The organism is Saccharopolyspora montiporae (genome assembly GCF_015209505.1).
Classification (GTDB): domain Bacteria; phylum Actinomycetota; class Actinomycetes; order Mycobacteriales; family Pseudonocardiaceae; genus Saccharopolyspora; species Saccharopolyspora montiporae.
Map to the genome: position 1 here is coordinate 22,757 of NZ_JADEYC010000039.1, position 21,443 is coordinate 44,199.

The 21,443-nt window shown below is 72.1% G+C and carries 22 protein-coding genes; 10 read left to right on the forward strand and 12 right to left on the reverse strand.

The features are described from left to right. Positions 1–19: 19 nt before the first annotated feature. On the forward strand, positions 20–1,219 hold the full coding sequence (locus IQ251_RS17760) for an MFS transporter (protein WP_193929831.1): 1,200 nt from the start codon (positions 20–22) through the stop codon (positions 1,217–1,219). Between the two features lie 32 nt (positions 1,220–1,251). On the opposite strand, the gene IQ251_RS17765 is transcribed toward IQ251_RS17760, so the two are convergent. The 3 genes from IQ251_RS17765 to IQ251_RS17770 form a co-directional block, all read right to left on the reverse strand. Continuing rightward, positions 1,252–2,229, reverse strand: a complete 978-nt coding sequence (locus tag IQ251_RS17765) for an esterase/lipase family protein (RefSeq protein ID WP_193929833.1) — start codon at positions 2,227–2,229, stop codon at positions 1,252–1,254. 131 nt (positions 2,230–2,360) lie between these two features. Beyond that, positions 2,361–2,495, reverse strand: a complete 135-nt coding sequence (locus IQ251_RS20045) for a hypothetical protein (RefSeq protein WP_255526623.1) — start codon at positions 2,493–2,495, stop codon at positions 2,361–2,363. Positions 2,496–2,607: 112 nt separating this feature from the next. After that, positions 2,608–4,071: an MFS transporter gene (locus tag IQ251_RS17770; protein WP_193929835.1), complete on the reverse strand. Its 1,464-nt coding sequence runs from the start codon at positions 4,069–4,071 to the stop codon at positions 2,608–2,610. A gap of 149 nt (positions 4,072–4,220) precedes the next feature. On the opposite strand from IQ251_RS17770, the gene IQ251_RS17775 reads away from it, so the two are divergent. Next, entirely contained in the window at positions 4,221–4,976 is a 756-nt protein-coding gene (locus tag IQ251_RS17775) for an IclR family transcriptional regulator (protein ID WP_193929837.1), read from the forward strand. A 13-nt stretch (positions 4,977–4,989) separates the two neighbouring features. Here IQ251_RS17775 and IQ251_RS17780 read toward each other — a convergent pair whose 3' ends face one another. The 7 genes from IQ251_RS17780 to paaI form a co-directional block, all read right to left on the reverse strand. Then, positions 4,990–5,424 (reverse strand): universal stress protein, encoded by a 435-nt coding sequence (locus tag IQ251_RS17780; RefSeq protein ID WP_193929838.1) that lies wholly within the window; start codon positions 5,422–5,424, stop codon positions 4,990–4,992. 24 nt (positions 5,425–5,448) lie between these two features. Further along, positions 5,449–6,285, reverse strand: coding sequence for an SDR family NAD(P)-dependent oxidoreductase (locus IQ251_RS17785; RefSeq protein ID WP_193929840.1), 837 nt, complete (start codon positions 6,283–6,285; stop codon positions 5,449–5,451). 127 nt (positions 6,286–6,412) lie between these two features. After that, positions 6,413–6,727 carry a hypothetical protein gene (locus tag IQ251_RS17790; protein ID WP_193929842.1) on the reverse strand — a complete coding sequence of 105 codons (315 nt, stop codon included), beginning with the start codon at positions 6,725–6,727 and terminating at the stop codon, positions 6,413–6,415. A gap of 136 nt (positions 6,728–6,863) precedes the next feature. After that, on the reverse strand, positions 6,864–7,829 hold the full coding sequence (locus IQ251_RS17795; protein ID WP_193929844.1) for a phytoene/squalene synthase family protein: 966 nt from the start codon (positions 7,827–7,829) through the stop codon (positions 6,864–6,866). Positions 7,830–7,915: 86 nt separating this feature from the next. Then, positions 7,916–8,542: a TetR/AcrR family transcriptional regulator gene (locus tag IQ251_RS17800; RefSeq protein WP_193929903.1), complete on the reverse strand. Its 627-nt coding sequence runs from the start codon at positions 8,540–8,542 to the stop codon at positions 7,916–7,918. Between the two features lie 26 nt (positions 8,543–8,568). Next, the gene (gene paaK / locus IQ251_RS17805) at positions 8,569–9,909 is read right to left on the reverse strand and encodes a phenylacetate--CoA ligase PaaK (protein WP_193929846.1); all 1,341 of its coding nucleotides are present in this window, start codon (positions 9,907–9,909) and stop codon (positions 8,569–8,571) included. Next, positions 9,906–10,292, reverse strand: a complete 387-nt coding sequence (paaI, locus tag IQ251_RS17810) for a hydroxyphenylacetyl-CoA thioesterase PaaI (RefSeq protein WP_193929906.1) — start codon at positions 10,290–10,292, stop codon at positions 9,906–9,908. Before paaI ends, paaK begins: the two co-directional genes overlap by 4 nt. A gap of 275 nt (positions 10,293–10,567) precedes the next feature. Here paaI and paaZ point away from each other — a divergent pair, with 275 nt between their 5' ends. Genes paaZ through paaE form a run of 6 tightly spaced genes read left to right on the forward strand, consistent with a single transcriptional unit; the run spans position 10,568 to position 16,407 of the window. Beyond that, a complete protein-coding gene (gene paaZ / locus IQ251_RS17815; RefSeq protein ID WP_193929848.1) occupies positions 10,568–12,610 on the forward strand; it encodes a phenylacetic acid degradation bifunctional protein PaaZ in 2,043 nt (680 codons plus the stop codon). Then, entirely contained in the window at positions 12,607–13,569 is a 963-nt protein-coding gene (paaA, locus tag IQ251_RS17820) for a 1,2-phenylacetyl-CoA epoxidase subunit PaaA (RefSeq protein WP_193929850.1), read from the forward strand. Before paaZ ends, paaA begins: the two co-directional genes overlap by 4 nt. Then, positions 13,566–13,874 (forward strand): 1,2-phenylacetyl-CoA epoxidase subunit PaaB, encoded by a 309-nt coding sequence (gene paaB, locus IQ251_RS17825; protein ID WP_193929852.1) that lies wholly within the window; start codon positions 13,566–13,568, stop codon positions 13,872–13,874. Before paaA ends, paaB begins: the two co-directional genes overlap by 4 nt. Positions 13,875–13,883: 9 nt before the next feature. After that, positions 13,884–14,777: a 1,2-phenylacetyl-CoA epoxidase subunit PaaC gene (gene paaC, locus IQ251_RS19865; RefSeq protein WP_228047438.1), complete on the forward strand. Its 894-nt coding sequence runs from the start codon at positions 13,884–13,886 to the stop codon at positions 14,775–14,777. Continuing rightward, a complete protein-coding gene (gene paaD, locus IQ251_RS19870; RefSeq protein WP_370591483.1) occupies positions 14,771–15,286 on the forward strand; it encodes a 1,2-phenylacetyl-CoA epoxidase subunit PaaD in 516 nt (171 codons plus the stop codon). Before paaC ends, paaD begins: the two co-directional genes overlap by 7 nt. Before the next feature lie 2 nt (positions 15,287–15,288). Beyond that, entirely contained in the window at positions 15,289–16,407 is a 1,119-nt protein-coding gene (paaE, locus tag IQ251_RS17835) for a 1,2-phenylacetyl-CoA epoxidase subunit PaaE (RefSeq protein ID WP_370591484.1), read from the forward strand. A 38-nt stretch (positions 16,408–16,445) separates the two neighbouring features. On the opposite strand, the gene ligD is transcribed toward paaE, so the two are convergent. Together ligD and ku are read right to left on the reverse strand one after the other, a co-directional pair. Continuing rightward, a complete protein-coding gene (gene ligD, locus IQ251_RS17840; RefSeq protein ID WP_193929856.1) occupies positions 16,446–17,369 on the reverse strand; it encodes a non-homologous end-joining DNA ligase in 924 nt (307 codons plus the stop codon). After that, positions 17,369–18,325: a non-homologous end joining protein Ku gene (gene ku, locus IQ251_RS17845; RefSeq protein ID WP_193929858.1), complete on the reverse strand. Its 957-nt coding sequence runs from the start codon at positions 18,323–18,325 to the stop codon at positions 17,369–17,371. The genes ligD and ku overlap by 1 nt, the downstream gene beginning before the upstream one ends. Positions 18,326–18,472: 147 nt before the next feature. Here ku and IQ251_RS17850 point away from each other — a divergent pair, with 147 nt between their 5' ends. Together IQ251_RS17850 and IQ251_RS17855 are read left to right on the forward strand one after the other, a co-directional pair. After that, entirely contained in the window at positions 18,473–19,678 is a 1,206-nt protein-coding gene (locus IQ251_RS17850) for an FAD-dependent oxidoreductase (protein ID WP_193929860.1), read from the forward strand. Positions 19,679–19,718: 40 nt separating this feature from the next. Continuing rightward, positions 19,719–21,353 carry an MFS transporter gene (locus IQ251_RS17855; RefSeq protein ID WP_193929862.1) on the forward strand — a complete coding sequence of 545 codons (1,635 nt, stop codon included), beginning with the start codon at positions 19,719–19,721 and terminating at the stop codon, positions 21,351–21,353. Positions 21,354–21,443: the final 90 nt, after the last annotated feature.

A 21,443-nucleotide genomic window follows, 5' to 3' on the forward strand; every position in this document is an offset into this window, starting at 1 on the left:
CCCCGATATAACGGGCCGGATGGCTGAACCCGGCGCGACCGCACGACCGGTGCGGGCGAGGGCGGCGGTGGCGGCGCTGTTCCTGACCAACGGCGCCACCTACGCCGGCCTCGTCCCGCGCTTTCCCGACCTCAAGGACGCGCTGGCGCTGTCCAACGCCGAATTCGGCGCGGCCATCGCCGCGTTCCCGCTCGGCTCGCTGCTGGCGGGACCGCTGGCCGCGCTGGTGCAGCGCCGCTGGGGTTCGGCCGCGGTCTCGGTGTGGTGCTCGGTGCTGCTGGCAGCCGACCTGGTGCTGGTCGCCGTGGCGGGCTGGTGGTGGGCGCTGGCCGGTGCACTGCTGGTGGCCGGAGCCCTCGACGCGATCGTCGACGTGGCGATGAACGCGCACGGGCTGCGCGTGCAGCGGCGCTACGGGCGGTCGATCGTGAACTCGCTGCACGGTTTGTGGAGCCTCGGCGCGATCATCGGCGGCATTACCGGGTCGCTGGCCGCCGGGGCCGCGGTCCCGCTCCCGCTGCACCTGTGCGCGGCCGCGGTCGTGCTGGCGGCAGTGGCGGTGCTGACCCGCGGATTCCTGCTGCCCGGGGACGACCGCGGCGAGCAGCCGGAAGCCGGGCACGGGCACCGGATTCCCGGCCGGCGGTTGGTCGGGGTGCTGGTCGCCCTCGGGATGCTGTGCGCGGCAGCGGCTCTGGTGGAGGACACCGCGGCCTCGTGGGGCGCGGTGTACCTGCGCGAGGAGCTGTCGGCCGCACCGGCGCTGGCGGGCATGGTGTTCGTCGCGCTGCAGGCCGCGCAGATGGCGGGGCGGTTCAGCGGCGACCGCGTGGTGCACCGCTTCGGTCCGCGCGCGGTGGCCCGCTGCGGCGGTGTGCTCGTGCTGCTCGGCACGGGTTCGGCGCTGCTGTGGCCGAGCCCGCTGGGCACGATCGCCGGTTTCGCCGTGGCCGGCTGCGGCATCGCCACGCTGATCCCGGCCGGCATGCACGCCGCCGACGAGCTGCCCGGGCTGCCACCGGGAACGGGCCTGGCCGTCGTCGGCTGGGTGTACCGGATCGGCATCCTGTCCGGACCACCCGTCGTCGGCCTGCTGGCCGACGCCTACAGCCTGCGCGCGGGGCTGCTGGTCGTGCCGGTGGCCGGACTGCTCGTGCTGCTGCTGGCGGTCAACCTGCCGACCGGGCGCCCGACAGCGTCCGGGCGCGACCGCAGCTGAGCGACATCACCGCGGCCGCGCCCGGATCCGGGTCACCGGTCCTTGTCGGTGATGGCCCGCCAGGCCAGCGCCACCGGCGCGCGGCCTTCGGTCGTGTCGGTCGTTCCCTCACCGACGTGCGTGTGCCGCAGGTTGAAGTGGTGGTCACCGGCCACGAAGGTGCGAATCGTCCCGTGCGTGACTTCCAGCTCGTTACCGCCGCGGTAGAGGTACTTGTGGTCGGCGTGGAACCCGATGTCGATGGCCGATTCGCCGGTGACCGTGTCGTCCTCGTTGGAGCCGACGAAGCTCCAGTCCACGTCCTGCGCCCAGTCCCGGCTGAGCCGGTTCTCCGGTAGGTGCAGCACCCGCATGAACTCCGAGTCCGGGTCCATCGACTTCCATTGCGTGTCGTCGTTGGTGTTGCCGAACTTCTGGATCACCCCCTGGTGCGGGGTGCCGAGGGTGACCACGTCGTCGACGTTGAGCTCGGCCGGGCTGCCGTCGGAGTCCGTCGGGAAGTCGTCCCAGCCCTGCGCGGTGCCCAGCAGCGCGACCCGGGTGATCAGCCCGCCCATCGAGTGCGCCACGATGTCGATCTTCTCGCCGTCGTGCTCATCGGCGAGCTGGTGCGCGAAAGCCGCTGCGACGTGGCGGATCCGCGTGTCGTTGGTCCCGTCGTTCTCGCCGTCCCCGGAGATGTCGGCGTAGGTCAGTTCCCCGCCGGCCCGCTCGTTGCAGGCGTCGTCGTCCGCGTAGTCGCCGTCGTAGTACTGCAGCATGTGCAGCTTGGACGGGGCCATCCCCTCGGTCTCGGCGAAGTGCTCGACGGCGTTGCCCCAGGTGTCGGTGCAGTCCTTGGCTTCGTCGCCCCAGCCGTGCACGAAGTACACCGGGTTCTGCGCCTGCGCGCCCGGGTCCTCGGGCTGCGCGGCGGAACCGTCCGGCTGCGCGGCGGAGGCCCCGGTCAGCGTGGCGCCGACGATGCCGGCGATGGCAATGGCGGTGGTAGCGCGCGTGGTGTGTCGCAAGGCGATCTCCCGTCCTCTCCCGGTGATTGTGCACCGGGGTGTCCGAGGATGCGGAATCCGCCGCGGGACTGGGCCGGAACGGGACGGATTCACTCGATCAGCCCAGCGGTGCGATCAACCCAGCGGGGCCATCACCCCATGAGCTTGGCGAGGAACCAGCCGAACCGGCTGACCCTGCGCACCCGCGGATTGCCCGCCACACCGTGCACTTCCCACTGCTGGCCGCAGATTCCGCACCGCCACACGCCGATCTGCGTCGTGTCCACCTCGCAGGGGTGGCCCCTCCGCCCGGTTCGCATGCCCGGAGCACATCACGCACCCGCACCGCACGTCGTCGTCCGGATGCGGATTTCGCCCGATGGCAGGCTGATCGTGTCCTCAGCCGGTCGCGGATTCGCGCGGCTCCGGAGGTTGGCACGCCTGCTGCACACCCGGCAGCGGGTGGTTGCGCACCGGAGCCGCGCGCTCGATCGTCAGCCACGCGACGATCCCGCCGCAGACGCACAACGCGGCCGAGATCAGCATCGCCCGCGCGAATCCCGGTCCGAGCGGAGCACCCGTGCCGGTGTCCGACAGCCCCGCGACCAGCGGCAGCACCGCCACCGCCAGCAGACTGGCCATCCGGGAGACCGCGTTGTTCACCCCGGAGGCGACGCCGCCGTGCTCTTCGCGGACCGAGGCCAGCACGGCGGAGGTCAGCGGCGCGACGGTCAGCGACAGACCGAACCCGAACACCGCGACCCCCGGCAGCACCCCGGACAGGTAGTCGGCGCCCGGTGCGGCGCGCGTCATGAGCACCAGGCCGCCCGCGCACACGAACGGCCCGACCGTCATCGGCACCCGCGGTCCGATGCGCTGGGCGATCTTGCCCACCCGCGCGGACAGCAGCAGCATGATGACCGTGATCGGCAGGGTCGCGATCCCGGCCTCCAGCGCGGTGTAGCCCATGCTCTGCTGCAGCTGCAGCGACAGCAGGAACAGCGCGCCGCCCAGCGCCGAGTACACGACCAGGGTCGTGGTGTTGGCGCCGTCGAACTGGCGCGAGCGCAGCAGGGACAGCGGCAGCAGCGGCCGGGCGGTGCGCGCCTCGATGAACGGGAAGCTCACCAGCCCGACCGCCCCGAGGACCGCCGCGGCGATCGACACCGCCGTCCAGCCGGTGGACGGGACCTCGATGAGCGCGTAGACCGAACCGGCCAAGCCTGCCGTGACCGCGGCGGCGCCGAGCAGGTCGGGGGTTCCGGTCGCGTCCGGGTCGCGGGTCTCCGGCACGCGCCGCAGGGCCAATAGCGCGGCCGCGGCGACCGGCAGGTTGATGAAGAACACCCACCGCCAGGACACCGCGTCGACGAGCCAACCGCCGATGAACGGACCCAGCGCCGAGGCCACGCCGGTCAACCCCGCCCAGCGGCCGATCGCCTGCCCGCGGTCGTCGTGGTGGATCGTGGAGTTGATCAGCGCGAGGCTGCCCGGGACCAGCAGCGCCCCACCCACGCCCTGCAGCAATCGGAAGATGACGAGCGCCTCCCCGGTCGGCGCCAGTCCGCAGCCCAGTGAGGCCAGCGTGAACACCACGAGACCGATCGTGTAGATGCGTCGGCGTCCGTACCGGTCGCCGAGCGCCCCGCCGAGCAGCAGCAGCGCGCTCAGCGTCAGCAGGTAGGCGTCCAGCACCCATTGCAGCAGCGCGAGGTTTCCCCCGGTGTCGCGGCCGATGACCGGCAGCGCCACGTTGACGACCGAACCGTCCAGGAAGGCCACGCCCGATCCCAGGATGGTGGCCAGGATGATCCAGCGACCGGACCGGCTCCGCAGCGGCGCGGCGGTTCCCGATGCGCCCATCGCCCGAGCATAGGAGTGCCACCGGTGGCACGCGCGGGCCCGGCCGCGTAGCGGGACGGGGTCCGCCGCGGTGGGGCAGCACCGCCCGGAGTGCGGCGGCGCGGCTAGGATGGCGCCGGATTCGCCGGACCTGCGGAGGGCGGACAGGCGTGACCCGAGCGGTACCCGCGGTGCAGCGGGCCTTCGACGTCCTGGAGCTGTTCCTGGACGAGGCCGAGCTCAGCGCCCCCGAGATCACCGCCCGGCTCGGCCTGCCGCGCACCACCGTGCACGAGCTGCTCGGCACGCTGTCCCGCCGCGGCTACCTCACCCAGGTGCCCGGAAATCGGTACCGGCTGGGCGTGGCGGCCTTCCAGCTCGGTGCGGCCTACGCCGAGCGGCTCGACCTCGCCGGCGAGGGCCGGCTGGTGGCTGCCGAGGTCGCCGCGGACTGCGGGGAGACCGTGCACGTGGCGGTGCGCGAGGGCGCCGACGTGCTCTACGTGGCCAAGGCGGACAGCAGCCACCCGGTGCGGATGGTCTCCGCGGTGGGCAAGCGGGTGCCCGCGCACTGCACCGCGGTCGGCAAGGTCCTGCTGGCCGAGCTGTCCGGCACCGAGTTCGACGCCCTGCTCGGCGATGGGCACCTGCCCGCGATGACCGCAGGCAGCACCACCGATCCCGAGCACCTGCGCCGGGAACTGACCGCGGCGCGTGCGCGCGGCTGCGCCCGCGAGCACTGCGAGTCCACCGAGTCGGTCGCGTGCGTGGCGGCGCCCGTCCGCGACCGGACCGGAGCCGTGGTGGCCGCGATCAGCATTTCGGCACCGATCCTGCGCTGGGACGACGAGATCGAGGCCGCGCACCGCGACCGGGTGCGCGACGGCGCGCGGGAACTGTCGCGCAGGCTCGGGCACCCGGGCTGAGCCGGGACATCCCTCAAGCGCGCACGATCACCACCGGGCATTGCGCGTGCTGCGCGCAGCGCTGGCTGACCGAGCCGAGCAGCGCACCGTAGAAGCTGCCGTGCCCGCGCGAGCCGACGACCAGCAGGTCGGCCTGCTGCGCGGCGTCGAGCAGCACCTGGGCGGCGTGGCCGTGTTCGAGGTCGCGCTGCACGGACACGGCGGTTCCGGTTTCGACCAGGATCGCGTCGACCGTCTCGTCCATCCCGTTGCGCGCGGAGCGCTCGAAGTCGTCCGGTGGCATCGGTCCGCCCTCCCAGCTGTAGAAGGCCGGGAACTCCCACGCGGCCACGGCCTGCACCCGCGCGCCGGTGAGTTCGGCCTGGCGCACCGCCCAGAGCAGCGCGCTGCGGGCCGAACTGGAGCCGTCGACGCCGACGACGATCTTGCGGTCTGCCGTGTCGTTCATCGCTGCCTCCGGATGCGTGTCGGATCAGGTCGCGGCCTGGCCGATGAGCCGTTCGGACAGTTCGCGCAGCTTCGCCCGGTCCCCGGGGTCGTACGCCTCGTCGAGCGCCCGGCTGGGCCGGGTGCCGTGGAAGTACTCGCCGGTGACGCCGTCCAGCGCGGGGTCGCCGACCAGCCGCGCGGTCGCCTCGACCCCGTCGGCCACCGTGCTGACCGGGGTCACCGCGGCCTCGCGCACCATCCGCGTGTTCATGAAGGTGGCCGGGTGCAGCGCGTTGGCGGTCACCTCGTCGGCGGGCAGTTCTGCGGCCAAGTCCAGGGTGAACATGATCTGCGCGAGCTTGCTCTGCGCGTAAGCCCGCATCCCGGTGTAGTCGTGGTCGAGCATCGGATCGGCGAAGTCGATGGCGTGCTGGCCCGCGGAAGCCACGGAGATGATCCGGGCCGGTGCCGCACTGCGCAGAGTCGGCAGCAGCAGCCGGGTGAGCCGGTAGCCCGCCAGGTAGTTCACCGCGAAGCGCAGTTCGATCCCGTCGGCGCTGAACACCCGCGGCGCCTCCGGCGGCCCGCCACCGACGCCGGCGTTGTTCACCAGCACGTCCAGCCGGTCGAACCGGGTGGCGACCGCGTCGGCCAGCGCGCGCACCTGTGCCAGGTCGGACAGGTCTGCGGTCGCCACCGCCAGCCGGTCGGCGTTGCCGCTGGTCGCGGCCACCTCGTCGCGAGCGGCCGCGGTCCGCTGCTCGTCGCGGCCGTGCAGCACCACCCGCGCCCCGTCGGCGGCCAGCCGGTGGGACAGCGCCAGTCCCAGCCCGCCGGTCGCACCGGTCACCAGGATCGTCCGGTCCTGCAAGGTGGGCACGAGCAGCTCCGATCCGTCGTCGGGTGCGCAGCCGCGGGAGTCCCGACGGCCGAGTGCGTCCAGTGTGCGTACGGTCGCGCTCGGTTGTCATCTGCAGCCGCGCGCGTCCGCCGGACGGGGCGTCGGGTCAGTCCTGCTCGACGATGGCCTGCGCGGCGACGGAGGTGCAGGTGCCGAGGTCTTCCGCGGCCGCAGCGGCCTGGTCGAGGGCGGTGTGCACCTCGGAGTCCTCGGCGAGGCCGGGGGAGGCGTACGCGCTGGCGAGCATGTCCAGCTGGCGTGCCAGCGCTGCGGCGGTCGAGGTGAGGACCAGCAGTGCCTCGCGCGCCGCGGCGCGGTCCGCACCGCCGGTCGGCGTCCCGCGCGACGTGCTGTCCAGCTGCTCGCCGGCGCGCGCCTGCGCCTCCGCCGTCGTGCGCAGTTCTTGCCAGCGCGAGGCCATCGCTCATCCTCCCGGTGCCACGAGCGGGACCGTGGCACGACATCGTGCGGCTCCGCCGCGCACGGGCTGTGCGGCGGAGCCCCGCACGATCGGAGTACCCGGGCCGCGCCGCGGCCACACTCGCGTCCGCGGGCCGCTATCCGGTGCCCCATCGTGTGGCCAGCACCGAGCCCGCCGCCCGCGCGGCGGCACCGGCCCGTCGCGCGGGGCCGACCGCGACCCGCTGGTCGAACACCGCGTAGCCGGATTCGACGATGCGGTCGAGGATCTCGCCGTAGAGCTGGTGCGCGGTGCGCACGCACGGTCGCGCGCCGGCGTCCACCAGTCGGATGCCGGGTTCGGCGGCGCGGTAGACGGCTCGTGCGCGGGCCACCTGGTCGCTCAGTGCCCGGCGGACCGCGGGGTCGGGGCGCCCGGTGCGCAGGCATCCTTCGAGCCGTTCCCGGTCCACGTCGAAGGCGGCCAGTTCCTCGGCGGGCAGGTACACCCGGCCGCGGCGCAGGTCCTCGCCGACGTCGCGGAGGAAGTTGGTCAGCTGGAAGGCCCGGCCCAGCTCGGCGGCGTACGGCGCTGCCCGCTCGACCGGGCAGCGCGTGCCCAGCACCGGCAGCACCTGCAGGCCGATGACCCCGGCCGAGCCGTGCACGTAGTCGTCCAGTTCGGCGCGGGTGCGGTAGGTGCGCGGCCGCAGGTCCATGCGCATGGAGCGGAAGAAGTCGTCGAAGAGCGCGGGCTCGATCGAGTACCGGCGGACCGCGTCCACCACCGCCGCCAGCACCGGGTGCCGATCCTCGGCGCCGTCCCCGCGCAGCGCTGCGTGGAGCCGCTGCTGCGCGGTCCGCAGCGCGGTGCGCGGCTGCTCCGCGCGGGTGCGCGGGTCCGGGGCGTCGACGAGGTCGTCGATCCAGCGGGCGAACCCGTACAGCGCGTGCACCGCAGGCCTGCGCGGCGCGGGCAGCAGCCGGGTCGCCAGGAAGTAGGTCCGCCCGTGCCGGGCGTGCAGCTGCCGGCAGTGCCGGTAGGACCGGCGCAACCGGGGGTCGCCGATCCCGGCGGCGTCCAGCTCGCGCCGCGGTGCCACCGGTTCGGCGCCCCTGTCCATACCGGAATCTCAGCACATGCGCGCAGCCCCGCGCGCCGGACGGGCGGTGGCGGTGATCCCGCCCACCGCGACCGCGCGCCCGGCGGTCAGGACGGCTCGCGAGCGGGCCCGTTGCGCAGGCCGTCGAAGGCGATCGTGATGATCGCGTCGGCGATCTCGGTCGACTGCAGGCTGCGGGACGGGCGGTACCACTCGTTGATCGAGTTGACCATGCCGAACAGCAGCCTGCTGGTCAGCGCCGGGTCCACATCGGGCCGGATACCGCCCTCGGACTCGGCTTGCTTGACGAGGTCGCTGACGATGCGGTCGAACTCCCGGCGTCGGGCCAGCGCCTGGCGCTCGATCCGGGTGTTGCCGCGGATCCGCAACAGCAGCGTCACGAACGGCAGCTCGGCGACCAGGACCGAGACGCTGCGACGCAGGACGTGTTCCAGGCGGTCCAGGGCACTGCCGGTGGTCGAGGCCTTCTCCTCGGTGACCGCGAACAACGCGTCCAGCGCGCGGTTGACGCTCAGCCGCAGCAGTTCGTCCTTACTGGACACGTGGTAGTAGATCGCCGATTTGGTGATCCCGAGCCGCTGCGCGAGGTCTTCCATGCTGGTGCCCTCGTAGCCGCGCTCGTTGAACACCCGCACCGCCACGTCCAGCAGCGTGCCGAGGTCGTAGCCCGGACGACCTCGGCGGCCGGATCCCCGTCCCGTGTTGCCCTCCATCATGTCCAGTATCCCAACCGTCCCGCTCAGGCGTCGCGCCGATCCACCACCCGGCGCAGTTTGCCCACGGAGCGCTCCAGCGTGTCGGGGTCCACCACGGTGACCTCGGTGCTGATCCCGACGCCGTCCTTGATGCCCTTGGCGAGTTCGGTGGCCGCCGGGTCGCGCCGCACGCCGGGGCAGTCGGGCCGGGCCTCCACGCGCACGGTCATCTTGTCCATCCGCCCCTCGCGGGTGAGCACCAGCTGGAAGTGCGGGGACATCCCCTGCGTGTGCAGCACGAGCTCCTCGATCTGGGTGGGGTAGACGTTGACCCCGCGCAGGATGATCATGTCGTCGCTGCGGCCGGTCACCTTGGCCATGCGCCGCATCGAGCGCGCGGTGCCCGGCAGCAGCCGGGTGAGGTCCTTGGTGCGGTAGCGGATGATCGGCAGCGCTTCCTTGGTCAGCGAGGTGAACACCAGCTCGCCCTCGGACCCGTCCGGCAGCACCTCGCCGGTGAACGGGTCGATGACCTCCGGGTAGAAGTGGTCTTCCCAGATGTGCAGGCCGTCCTTGGTCTCGGCGCACTCGGCGGCCACGCCCGGCCCCATCACCTCGGACAGCCCGTAGATGTCCACCGCGTCGATGTCCAGGCGCTCCTCGATCTCCACGCGCATCTGCTCGGTCCACGGCTCGGCGCCGAAGATGCCCACGCGCAGCGAGGTGGACCGGGGGTCGATGCCCTGGCGTTCGAACTCGTCGAGCAGCGTGAGCATGTAGGAGGGCGTGACCATGATGATCTCGGGCCGGAAGTCCTCGATGATCTGCACCTGCCGGGCGGTCATCCCGCCGGAGGCGGGCACCACGGTGCAGCCGAGCCGTTCGGCGCCGTAGTGCGCGCCCATCCCACCGGTGAACAGCCCGTAGCCGAACGCGACGTGCACCATGTGCCCGGGGCGCCCACCGGCGGCCCGGATCGAGCGGGCCACGACGTCCGACCACGCGTCGAGGTCGTTGTCGGTGTAGCCGACGACGGTCGGCTTGCCGGTGGTGCCGCTGGAGGCGTGCAGCCTGCGCACGTTCGACATGGGCTCGGCCAACATGCCGAACGGGTAGTTGTCGCGCAGGTCGTGCTTGGTGGTGAACGGGAACTTCGCCAGATCGGCGAGGCTGGACAGGTCCTCCGGGCGGACTCCGGCCGCGTCGAACCGCTCGCGGTACACGGCGACGTTGTCGTAGGCGCGGCGCAGGGTCTGCTGCAGCCGGTCGAACTGCACGGCGGCGAGCTCGTCGGCGGAGTAGCGCTCCGCGGGGTCGAGCTCCTCGGGGCGGGGCGCGGTCCCGAGCCTGCGCGTCGATGTCAGCGACGTCGTCGTCCCCGTCATGGCTTGACTCCCTCGACTCTGAGTGTGCGGCTGTGGCCGCGGAATTCGGCGATCACCTCGTCGCCCCGGGTGACCGAGACGTCGAAGATCCCGCTGCGCCCGAACCGCGTGCGCTCGTGCGCCCGGGCGACCAGGTCGTCGTCCCGGCGCGCGGGCCGAACGTAGGTGATGTCGGCTCCCGAGGCGACGGTGGACGTCTCATGGCTGTCGTTGCAGGCGCAGGCGAACGCGGTGTCGGCCAGCAGGAAGATGTAACCGCCGTGGGCGTTGCCGTGGCCGTTGACCATCTCGGCGGTGATCCGCATGCGGGCGGTGGCGTGCCCCTCGCCGTTGTCGACGAGCTCGATGCCGAGCGCCCGCGAAGCGTGGTCCTCGTCGAACATCGCTTCGGCCGGGCTGGCCGTCGGGGATGCGGGTTGCTGCACCGGATTCACCGCCCTCAACTGAACGAATAGTCGGTAATTAATACTGCGGCCTCTCGTCCTGTCAAGAGCGCGAGCGGGCGGGTCGGCTGCTGACTCGGTACAGCTTCCTGATCCGCCGGGCCGGTTCTGGTCCCGCGCCGATCGCGGTGCTAGCGTCACCGAACGAACGGTCAGTTAAAGAATTCGACCGGTTCACGACACGCCCACGAACCAGGCGGAGGAGGTCGGGCTGCATGGCTGCCCTTCGGAGCTATGTCAACGGTGACTGGCACGTCCCGGCGGACGACGGAGTTCCGCTGCGCGACGCCGTCACCGGTGCGGAGATCGCGCGGATCTCCACTGCGGGCATCGACATGGCCGGTGTGCTCGACTACGGCCGCAGCACCGGGGGGCCTGCGCTCGCGGAGCTGACCTTCCACCAGCGCGCTGCGCTGCTCAAGGCGCTGGCGTCCCACCTGCGCGAGCACCGCGAGGAGCTGTACGGGCTCGCCCACCGCGCCGGCGCGACGCTCGGCGATGCCAAATTCGACATCGACGGCGGCATCGGGGTGCTGTTCAGCTACTCCAGCAAGGGCCGCCGCGAACTGCCCAACAGCACCGTCTACGTGGACGGTCCGGTCGAGCCGCTGAGCAAGGGCGGCACGTTCGTCGCCCAGCACGTGTGCACCCCGCTGCAGGGCGTCGCGGTGCAGATCAACGCGTTCAACTTCCCCGTGTGGGGCCCGCTGGAGAAGTTCGCACCCGCCTTCCTGGCCGGGGTGCCCAGCGTGATCAAGCCGGCCAGCCAGTCGGCGCACCTCACCCACCGGCTGGTGGAGCTCATGGTCGAGTCCGGACTGCTGCCCGCCGGCTCGCTGCAGCTCATCTGCGGCAGCACGGGCGATCTGCTCGACCACCTCACCGACCAGGACCAGGTGGCCTTCACCGGTTCGGCCGCGACCGGCCGCAAGCTGCGCAGTCACCCGGTGGTCAACGCGCAGTCCGTGCGGTTCAACGTCGAGGCCGACTCGCTGAACTGCTCGATCCTGGGCCCGGACGCCGAACCCGGTACCCCGGAGTTCGACCTGTTCGTCAAGCAGCTGGTCACCGAGATGACCGTCAAGGCGGGGCAGAAGTGCACCGCCATCCGCCGGGCCCTGGTGCCGGCCGCGCAGATCGACGCGGTGGTCGCCGCGGCCAAGGAGCGGCTGAACAAGGTCGTGGTGGGCGACCCCGCCGACCCGGACGTGCGCATGGGCGCGCTGGCCGGGCTCGAACAGCGCGAAGAGGTGCTGCGCTCGCTGAAGTCGCTGCTGGAAGCCGGGGAGCTCGTGTACGGCGACCCGGACCACTTCGAGGTCACCGGGGCCGACGCCGTCGCCGGCGCGTTCCTGCCGCCGCTGCTGGTGCGCTGCACCGACCCGGACCGCCCGGAGCCGCACGAGGTCGAGGCGTTCGGCCCGGTCAGCACCGTGCTGCCCTACGAGACGACCGAGCAGGCCATCGCGCTCGCCCGCCGCGGCGCCGGCTCGCTGGCCGGGTCCGTGGTCACCGCCGACCCCGAGTTCGCCCGGCAGGTGGTGCTCGGCGCCGCGTCCCGGCACGGCAGGCTGCTCGTGCTCAACCGGGACAACGCCGCGGAATCCACCGGGCACGGCTCGCCGATGCCGCAGCTGGTGCACGGAGGACCGGGTCGCGCGGGCGGCGGTGAGGAGATGGGCGGCATCCGCGGGGTGCTGCACCACATGCAGCGCACCGCCGTGCAGGCCGACCCGGGCGTGCTCACCGCGGTGACCGGGCAGTGGGTCGCCGGCGCCGAGCGCCGCAGCAGCGAGGTGCACCCGTTCCGCAAACACCTCGGCGAACTGCGGGTGGGCCACAGCGTGGTCACCGCACCGCGGGTGGTCACCCTGGACGACGTCGAGCACTTCGCCGAGTTCACCGGGGACACCTTCTACGCGCACACCGACGAGGACGCCGCCGCGGCCAACCCGTTCTTCGAAGGACGCGTCGCGCACGGCTACCTCGTCGTCTCGTTCGCCGCGGGCCTGTTCGTGGACCCGGCACCCGGGCCGGTGCTGGCCAACTACGGGCTGGAGAACCTCCGGTTCCTGACGCCGACCTACCCCGGCGACGAGATCACCGTGACGATCACCGCCAAGCAGATCATCCCGCGGGTCGACGCCGAGCACGGCGAGGTCCGGTGGGATGTGGACGTCACCAACCAGGACGGCGCATCAGTGGCCAAGTACGACGTGCTCACCCTGGTGGCCAAGGGAGGCGAGGAGCAGGCATGACCGCGATGGCCGAGCTCGGCGAGGCCGAGCTGCAGCAGCACTTCGACGACCGCGTCGCCAAGGACCAGCGGATCGAACCGCGGGACTGGATGCCCGAGGCGTACCGCAAGACCCTCGTGCGCCAGATCGCCCAGCACGCGCACTCGGAGATCATCGGGATGCAGCCGGAGGGCAACTGGCTCACCCGTGCCCCGAGCCTGCGGCGCAAGGCGATCCTGCTGGCCAAGGTGCAGGACGAGGCCGGCCACGGGCTGTACCTGTACTCCGCGGCCGAATCGCTGGGCGTGGACCGCGGTGAGCTCACCGAAAAGCTCATCGACAGCAGGCAGAAGTACTCGTCGATCTTCAACTACCCGACGCTGACCTTCGCTGACATCGGCGTGATCGGCTGGCTGGTCGACGGGGCTGCGATCTGCAACCAGGTGCCGCTGTGCCGCACCTCCTACGGTCCGTACGCGCGGGCGATGGTGCGGGTCTGTAAGGAGGAGTCGTTCCACCAGCGCCAGGGCTACGAGTCGCTGATGACGATGATGGGCGGCACCGACGAGCAGCGGGAGATGGTGCAGGACGCCACCGACCGCTGGTGGTGGCCCTCGCTGATGATGTTCGGCCCCCCGGACGGGGATTCGCCGAATACCCAGCAATCCATGGCCTGGCGCATCAAGCGGCACACCAACGACGAGTTGCGGCAGAAGTTCGTGGACATGTCCGTGCCGCAGGCCGAGGCGCTCGGCGTCACGCTGCCCGATCCCGAGCTGCACTGGAACGCCGAGCGGGGGCACTACGACTTCGGCGAACCGGACTGGTCGGAATTCAAGCAGGTCGTGTCCGGCCAGGGCCCGTGCAACGAGCAGCGGCTGGCCCGCCGCCGCCGGGCGCACGAGGAGGGGCAGTGGGTGCGCGACGCGGCGGCCGCCTACGCCGCCAAGCAGGCCGCAACCGAGGAGGAGGCCCGATGAGTTCCGACGACAACGGTGCCGCGCGGGCCTGGTGGCCGCTGTTCGAGGTGTTCGTGCGCGGCAAGCGCGGGCTCAACCACGTGCACGTCGGCTCGCTGCACGCACCGGACGAGCAGATGGCGCTGCACAACGCGCGCAACCTCTACACCCGGCGCAACGAGGGCGTGAGCATCTGGGTGGTCAAGGCCGAGGACATCACCGCCTCCAGCCCGGACGAGAAGGATCCGTTCTTCGAGCCCAGCGGGGACAAGGTCTACCGGCACCCGACGTTCTACAGCATTCCCGACAACGTTCCGCACATGTGAGGTCGGCTCATGTCGTTCGACAACGCCTACGAGGCGCTGACCGCCGCCGATGAGGACGGCGAGGGCCGGTGGGCCTTCGGCACCGGATTCGACGACCCGCTGGCCGGGATCGACCCGAACCCGCCCGCGGGCGTCGACGGTGCCGAGCTCGCGCGGTATTGCCTGATGCTCGGCGACGACGCGCTGATCGCGTCGCAGCGGCTGAGCGAATGGGTCACCGCGAGCCCCGAGCTCGAAGACGAACTGGCCCTCGCCAACATCGCCCTGGACCTGCTCGGCCAGGCCCGACTGCTGCTGGCCCGCGCCGGCCAGGTCGACGGGACCGGCCGCACCGAGGACGAGCTCGCCTACTTCCGCGAGGAACGGGAGTTCCGCAACGTGCGGCTGGCCGAACTGCCCAACGGCGACTTCGGGCACACCGTGGCCCGGCTGCTGGTCTTCTCCAGCTGGCGCCTGGCCCTGTTCGACCGGCTGGTGGTCGGCCACGACCCGATGCTGTCGGCCATCGCGTCCAAGGCGGGCAAGGAACTCACCTACCACCGCGAGTACGCGGCCCGCTGGGTGCTGCGGCTCGGCGGCGGGACCGAGGAGTCGCACCGCCGGACGCAGCAGGGCCTGCGCGAGATCTGGCCGCTGGTGGACGAGCTGTTCCACGCCGGCGCCACCGAACGCCGGATGGTCGACAGCGGCATCGCACCCGACCCGGCCGACCTGCGCCAGGAGTTCGACCAGGTGCTCGCGCAGGTCTGTGGGGCAGCCGGGATCCCGGTGCCCGCGGACGTCGCTCCGCTGTCCGGGGTCGCCGGCCGGACCGGGCGCGACGGCCTGCACACCGAACACCTGGGGTTCCTGCTCGCCGAGATGCAGAGCCTCGCCCGCGCGCACCCGGAGGCGACGTGGTGACCAGCACCCACGTGGACCTGCAGCACGCCAGGGAGGTCGCCGCGACGGTGACCGACCCGGAGCTGCCGGTCGTGACGCTGGCCGACCTCGGCGTGCTGCGCAGCGTCGAGCTGTCCGAGACCGGAACGGTGGTCGTGTCCATCACGCCCACCTACTCCGGCTGCCCGGCCATGCACGAGATGCGCACGGAACTGCACGACACACTGACCCGGGCCGGTTTCCACGCCGAGGTCCGCACGGTGCTGGACCCGCCGTGGAGCACCGACTGGATCAGCGACGAGGGCCGGCGCAAACTCGCCGAGTACGGCATCGCACCACCCGGCACCGCGCCCGCGCGGCCGACCGGACCGGTGCCGCTGGCGCTGGGTGCGCCGCGGCCGGCCGTGCCGTGCCCGCAATGCGGATCGCGCGATACCGAGGAGCTCTCGCAGTTCAGCTCGACCGCCTGCAAGGCGCTGCGCCGGTGCCTGTCGTGCCGCGAACCCTTCGAGCACATCAAGGAGATCTGACCGTGTCCAGTCCCGTTACCGTCGACGAGTCCGCGACCGGCACGGGCGCGAACCGGCGCCGGCGCAACTCCTTCCACCGGCTGCGGGTGGCCGAGGTCGACCGGCTCTGCGACGACGCCGTGGCGGTCACCTTCGAGGTGCCCCCGGAACTGGCCGATGAGTACGACTTCCGGCCCGGGCAGTCGCTGACGCTGCGCCGCGTGCTGGACGGCCGCGAGGAGCGCCGGAGCTACTCGATCTGCGCGGCCCGCGGAACGGCCCCGCGCATCGGGGTGCGCCTGGTCCCGGACGGGTTGTTCTCCACCTGGCTGGTCAACGAGGTGCGGCCCGGCGACGGGATCGACGTGCTGCCGCCGTCCGGGTCGTTCTCCCCGGAGCTGGACCGCGACGAGCGGCACGTCCTCGTCGCGGCGGGCTCCGGCATCACCCCGATGCTGTCGATCGCCGCGTCGGTGCTGCGCGAGACCGGTGCCACGGTGTCCCTGGTGTACGGCAACCGGCGCACCGACACGGTGATGTTCGCCGACGAACTCGCCGACCTCAAGGACCGCTACCGCTCCCGGCTGGAGCTCGTGCACGTGCTGTCCCGCGAACCGCGCGAGTCCGAGCTGTTCAGCGGCCGCCTCGACGCGGACAAGCTCCGCGACCTGCTCTCGACCGTGCTGGACCCGGGCGGGGTGGACCAGTGGTGGCTGTGCGGGCCTTACGGCATGGTCACCGGCGCGCAGGAGGTGCTGGGCGAGCACGGGGTCACCGCGGGCCGGATCCATCAGGAGCTGTTCTACGTCGACGACCTGCCGCCCGAGCCCGTCCGCCGCGATGAGGGCCCGGGTTTCGACGGGCCGGCCAGCGAGGTCACCGTCGTGCTGGACGGGCGTTCCTCGGAGCTGTCCCTGCCGCGCGACGTGCCGGTGCTGGACGCGGCGCAGAAGGCGCGGCCGGACCTGCCGTTCGCGTGCAAGGGCGGCGTCTGCGGTACCTGCCGGGCCAAGGTCACCGGCGGCGAGGTCACCATGCGGCGCAACTTCGCCCTCGAACAGTCCGAAGTGGACGACGGGTTCGTGCTGACCTGCCAGTCGCTCCCGGTCACCGATGCGGTCACCATCGACTTCGACGAGTGACCCGCTGCGGGCGCCGGCGCGCACCGGCGTCCGCAGCCTCACAGCGGAGTCGGATCGGTGTGCAGATCGGCCATCGGGTCTGGCCCGTCGGCCAGCCGCGCGAGCACATCGGCGCTGGTGAACGCGAGATCGGCCGGTCGGCGGCAGGCCAGCACCTCCGCCCAGGTCACCGGGGTGGACACCGTCGGCTGCGCCCGGGCGCGCAGCGAGTACGGCGCCACGGTGGTCTTGGCCGTGTTGTTCTGGCTCCAGTCGATGAACACCTTGCCGTGCCGCTCGGCCCGCGCCATCCGGGCCAGCACCCGGTCCGGGGCCGCCGCCGACATCCGCCAGGCCAGGTCCTTGGCGTACTCGGCCGTGCGCTCCGGGCGGTCGGTGCGCACCGGGCAGTACACCTGCATGCCCTTCGAACCGCTGGTCTTTGGGTACGGGCGCAGCCCGTCGGCGCCCACCTCCTCGCGCAGCTGCTCGGCCACCCGGCAGCACTCCACGATCGTCGCCGGCTCTCCCGGGTCGAGGTCGAACACGAGCAGGTCCGGGCAGCGCCGCTCGTCACCCGGGCCGACCGTCCACTGCGGAACGTGCAGTTCCAGCGCGGCGAGGTTGGCCGTCCACACCAGTGTCGGCAGGTCGTCGAGGCGCACGTGGTGGTTCGTCGCCCTGCCGCGTCCCTGCGCTCCGCTGACCACGCGGGCCGTGGGGACCCAGTCCGGGGCGTGCCGCGAGATGTTCTTCTCGAAGAAGGACCCGCCACCCACCCCGTCCGGGAAGCGGATCAGCGTCGCCGCGCGCTCGCGCACGTGCGGCAGCAGCGCGGGGGCGACCCGCTGGTAGTAGTCGAGCACGTCCCGCTTGGCGAACCCGGTCTCCGGGTACAGCACTTTGTCCAGATTGGACAGAGTGAGCCTGCGGCCCTGCACGTCGACCGCCACCTCGGCGGCCGGTTTCGCGCCGGTGCCCATCAGGACGCCTTGCTGCGCCCGCGCGGACCGTGGCTGGCCGCAGCCACCGCCTTCTCCAGCGCGGCCCGGTTCATCTTCGACCTGCCGCGGATCCCCAGCTTCTTGGCCCGGTCCTCCAGTTCGGCCTTGTTCATCCCGGTGAGCTCCTCGCCGTCGGACCCGCTCCGCGAACGGCCACCGCGGGCCTGGTCGACGCTGCGTTGCAGCGCCTCGGTCAGATCGATGACATCGGTGGGCGAGGGCGGGGCCTCGGCGGTCTCCGGCTGGTGCCCGGCTGCCTTCTCGGCCAGCAGCTCCTCGACTTTGGCCGTGTAGGTGTCCGCGTACTTGTCCGGCTCCCAGGACTCGCTCATCGAGTCGATGACCGTCGTGGCCATCTGCAGCTCCTTGTCCGAAGGCGCCGCCTGCTCCGCCGAGTCGGAGATGATCTCGGCCGGATCGCGGATCTCGTCGGCGAAGAACAGCGTGTTCAGCGCCAGCACACCCTCGTCGGCCCGCACCGCGGTGAGGTACTCCTTACCGCGCAGCACGAAGGTCGCGATCCCGGCCTGGTTGGTCTCGCGCATCGCCGCGCGCAGCAGGTTGTACGGCCGGAACTGCTCCTTGCTGTTCGGCGCCAGCCAGTAGGTCTTCTGGAAGTGCACCGGGTCGATCTCGGCGAGGTCGACGAAGGCCGTGATGTCGATGGTGCGCGAACGCCCGGGTGCGATCTCGTCGAGCTCGGACGGCTCGACGGTGACCACCGCACCGCCGTACTCGCGGCCCTTGACGATGTCGTCGTAGCCGAGCTCCTTGCCGGTGCGCTCGTTGACCCGCTTGTAGCGCACGCGGTCGTTGGTGCCGCGTTCGAACTGGTGGAACTGGATGGTGTGGTTCTCAGTGGCCGCGTACAGGCCGACCGGGATGGTCACCAGCCCGAAGTTGATCGAACCGGTCCAGATCTTGCGCGAGGGCATGGCTTCCTCCCCTCACCGGGTCGCCACCCGTCCACGATGCGAGTCCGCTCGGCTGATCGCAGCACTCGAACGGGTGAGTGGCAGCCTGGATCCCGCCCGATCCGCCTGGCAGGCTGATCGACGTCCGCGACGGGGGAGGGGCGAGGGGTGCGAGCGCTGATCATCGGTGGCGGAGCAGCCGGGGCGACCGCCGCGCTGGCGCTGCGGCAGGCCGGAGTGCGGACCGTGGTCTGCGAAGCTCGTCCGTCCGGCGGTGCGGACCTCGGCGCGTTTTTGGCGATCATGCCCGGTGGGCTGACCGCGCTGGCGGCGCTGGGCGCGGAGACGCGCGTGCGCGACGCCTCGTTCCCGGCGACGGACATCGAGGTCCGCGACGCCGACCGCCCCGCCGAACTGCACCGGTCGGACGGAACCCGGGTCCGCCCGCGCACCCTCACCCGCGCCGCGCTCTACCGGGAGCTGCAGGCCGAGGTACTCGACCGCGGCGCGGAGCTGCAGCACGGACGCAGGCTGGTCGGTGTCGAGCACCGCGGCGACGGCGTCGAAGCCCGGTTCGCCGACGGAAGCGCGCAGCACGCCGACCTGCTCGTCGGCGCCGACGGACTGCGTTCCGCGGTGCGCCGGATGCTCGACCCGGCCGCGCCGGAACCCGCCTACGCGGGCATCAACGTCGTCTACGGCAGCGCGCGGGAGGTCCCGGACCCCTTCCCGGACGGGTACCGGATGATCTACGGCAGCCGCTGCTACGTCGGCTACACGACGGCACCGGACGGGACCACCTGGTGGTTCGCCCGGATCCCGCGGCCGGAACTGACCCGCGACGAACTGGACGGCAACGGCCCGCAGGACTGGAAGCGCCTGGTCCTGGACCACCTCGGCGACGACCGGACACCCGCGGCCGGGGTGGTGCGCGCCTCCGGGAACGACGTGCTGGCCGTCAACGCGCGGCAACTGCCGAGCACCCCGGTCTGGCACGACGACCGCACCGTGCTCGTCGGCGATGCCGTGCACGCCTGCTCGCCGGCCGCCGGCATCGGCGCCACCCTCGCGTTCGAAGACGCGGTCGTGCTCGGCAAGTGCCTGCGCGACGTACCCGGAACGACCGCGGCGCTGCACACCTACGAACGGGTCCGGCGCGACCGGGTCGAACAGCTCGTGGCGGCAGGTGCCGGGCAGGCGCACACCTCCGCTCACCGTTTCGCGGGCACTTCCTCGGCGGGCGCGGACGCCGGCGGCGGCCACCACGCCGACTGGGCATCGCCCGTCCACGCAGGTCGTGCGACACCCGAACCCCACCGGGCGGACCCGGGTGGGTCGACCCCGCGGGGCCACCCGGGACAATGGGGGCACTGACCGAACCTGGTCGGGTCGTCGTCGCCGAACGGAGGAGCGCGTGTCGGGGTCCGAAGCGGCCGGGCCGGAGGCCGGTGGGCCTTCGCCGGGGGAGCAGCAAGCCGTCGCCGAAGGGATCGACCCGGTGGTCTACCGGCGGCGGTGGACCACGTTGCTGGTGCTGTGCCTGGCGTTGGCGGCGACCATGCTCGCCAACACCTCGCTCGGCGTGGCGCTGCCGTTCCTGGCCCAGGACCTCGGCGCCTCCATGTCCGAGCAGCAGTGGTTCAACAACGCCTACGCGCTGGTGTTCGCCGGACTGCTGTTCACCACCTCGGCGCTGGCCGACCGCTACGGACGCAAGCTCATGCTGCAGACCGGCATGGTGCTGTTCGGCGCGGCGTCGCTGTACGTGTGGCTGTTCGTCAGCACCAGCGCCGAGCTCATCGCCGCGCGCGGCGTGCTCGGCTTGGGTGCGGCGATGATCATGCCGGTAACCCTGTCCATCCTCACCAGCGTCTTCCCCTCCGCGGAACGCACGAAGGCGGTGAGTCTGTGGGCGGCGGTCTCCGGCGGTGGTACCGCGCTGGGCCCGGTGATCGCCGGGCTGCTGCTGGAGGTGACCACCTGGCACGCGGTGTTCGCGCTCAACATCCCGGTGGTCGTGGTCGGCGTGCTCGCCGGGATCCGGTACGTGCCCGCCCACAGCGGCACCCGGGACCGCACGATCGGCGGGATCGACCTGCCCGGCGCCGTGCTGTCCACCGCCGGCATCACCCTGCTCGTCTACGCCCTCATCGAAGCGCAGAACGTGGGGTGGGCGGCGAACCGGACCCTGCTGATGGTGCTCGGCGGTCTGCTGCTCATCGCGGTGTTCGTGCTCTGGGAGCGACACGCCCGCGACCCCATGCTGGACATCTCGCTGTTCCGCAACGCCGCGTTCTCCGCATCGGCCGTGGCGCTGACCCTGGTGTTCTTCGCGCTGATCGGCGTGTTCTTCGCGTTGAGCCAGACGCTGATCCTCGTGTTCGGCTACTCCCCGGTGACCGCGGCGCTGGCCATGCTGCCCATGTCGGTCGTCATGCTCGTGGTCGCTCCGAAGGTGCCCGACCTCGTGCGCGCGCTCGGTCCCCGCACGGTGGTCGCCGGCGGGCTGGTCGCGGCCGGGCTCGGCATGGGCGTGCTCAGCACGATGACCGCGAGCACCGGCTACTGGCACCTGCTCGGCGGGCTGTCGCTGACCGCGCTGGGCATGACCCTGGCCATGGCCCCGGCCACCGATCAGCTCATGGCCGCCGTCCCGCGGGAGCGGGCGGGGATGGGCTCGGCCACCAACGACGTCACCCGCGAGGTCGGTGCCTCGCTCGGCGTGGCGGTGCTGGGCAGTGTGCTCGGCACCAGCTATGCCACCCAGCTGGGTGCCTTCACCGAGGGCCTGCCCGGCCCGCTGCGCGATGCCGCCGAATCCTCGCTCGCCGGCGGGATGCAGGTCGCCGGGATGCTCGGCGAGAGCGGCTGGGCGTTCGCCCGGGTCGTGGCCGACTCCTGGATGAACGGCATGCAGCTGGCGCACCTGGTCGGTGCGGGGCTGATCCTGCTGGCCGCGCTGATCGCCTGGCGGTGGCTACCGCGGACCATGCCCGAGCACCCGGAACCGGAGGCAGAACCGGATCCCGAACCGGTGCGCGAAGCCTGACCGGGAGGCGTGACCCGCCACCCCGGCCGAGTGGTCGCAGCAGCGCGGCGGGTTGCGCAGCCGGTACCCGCGGGGTTCTCCTCGACGCAC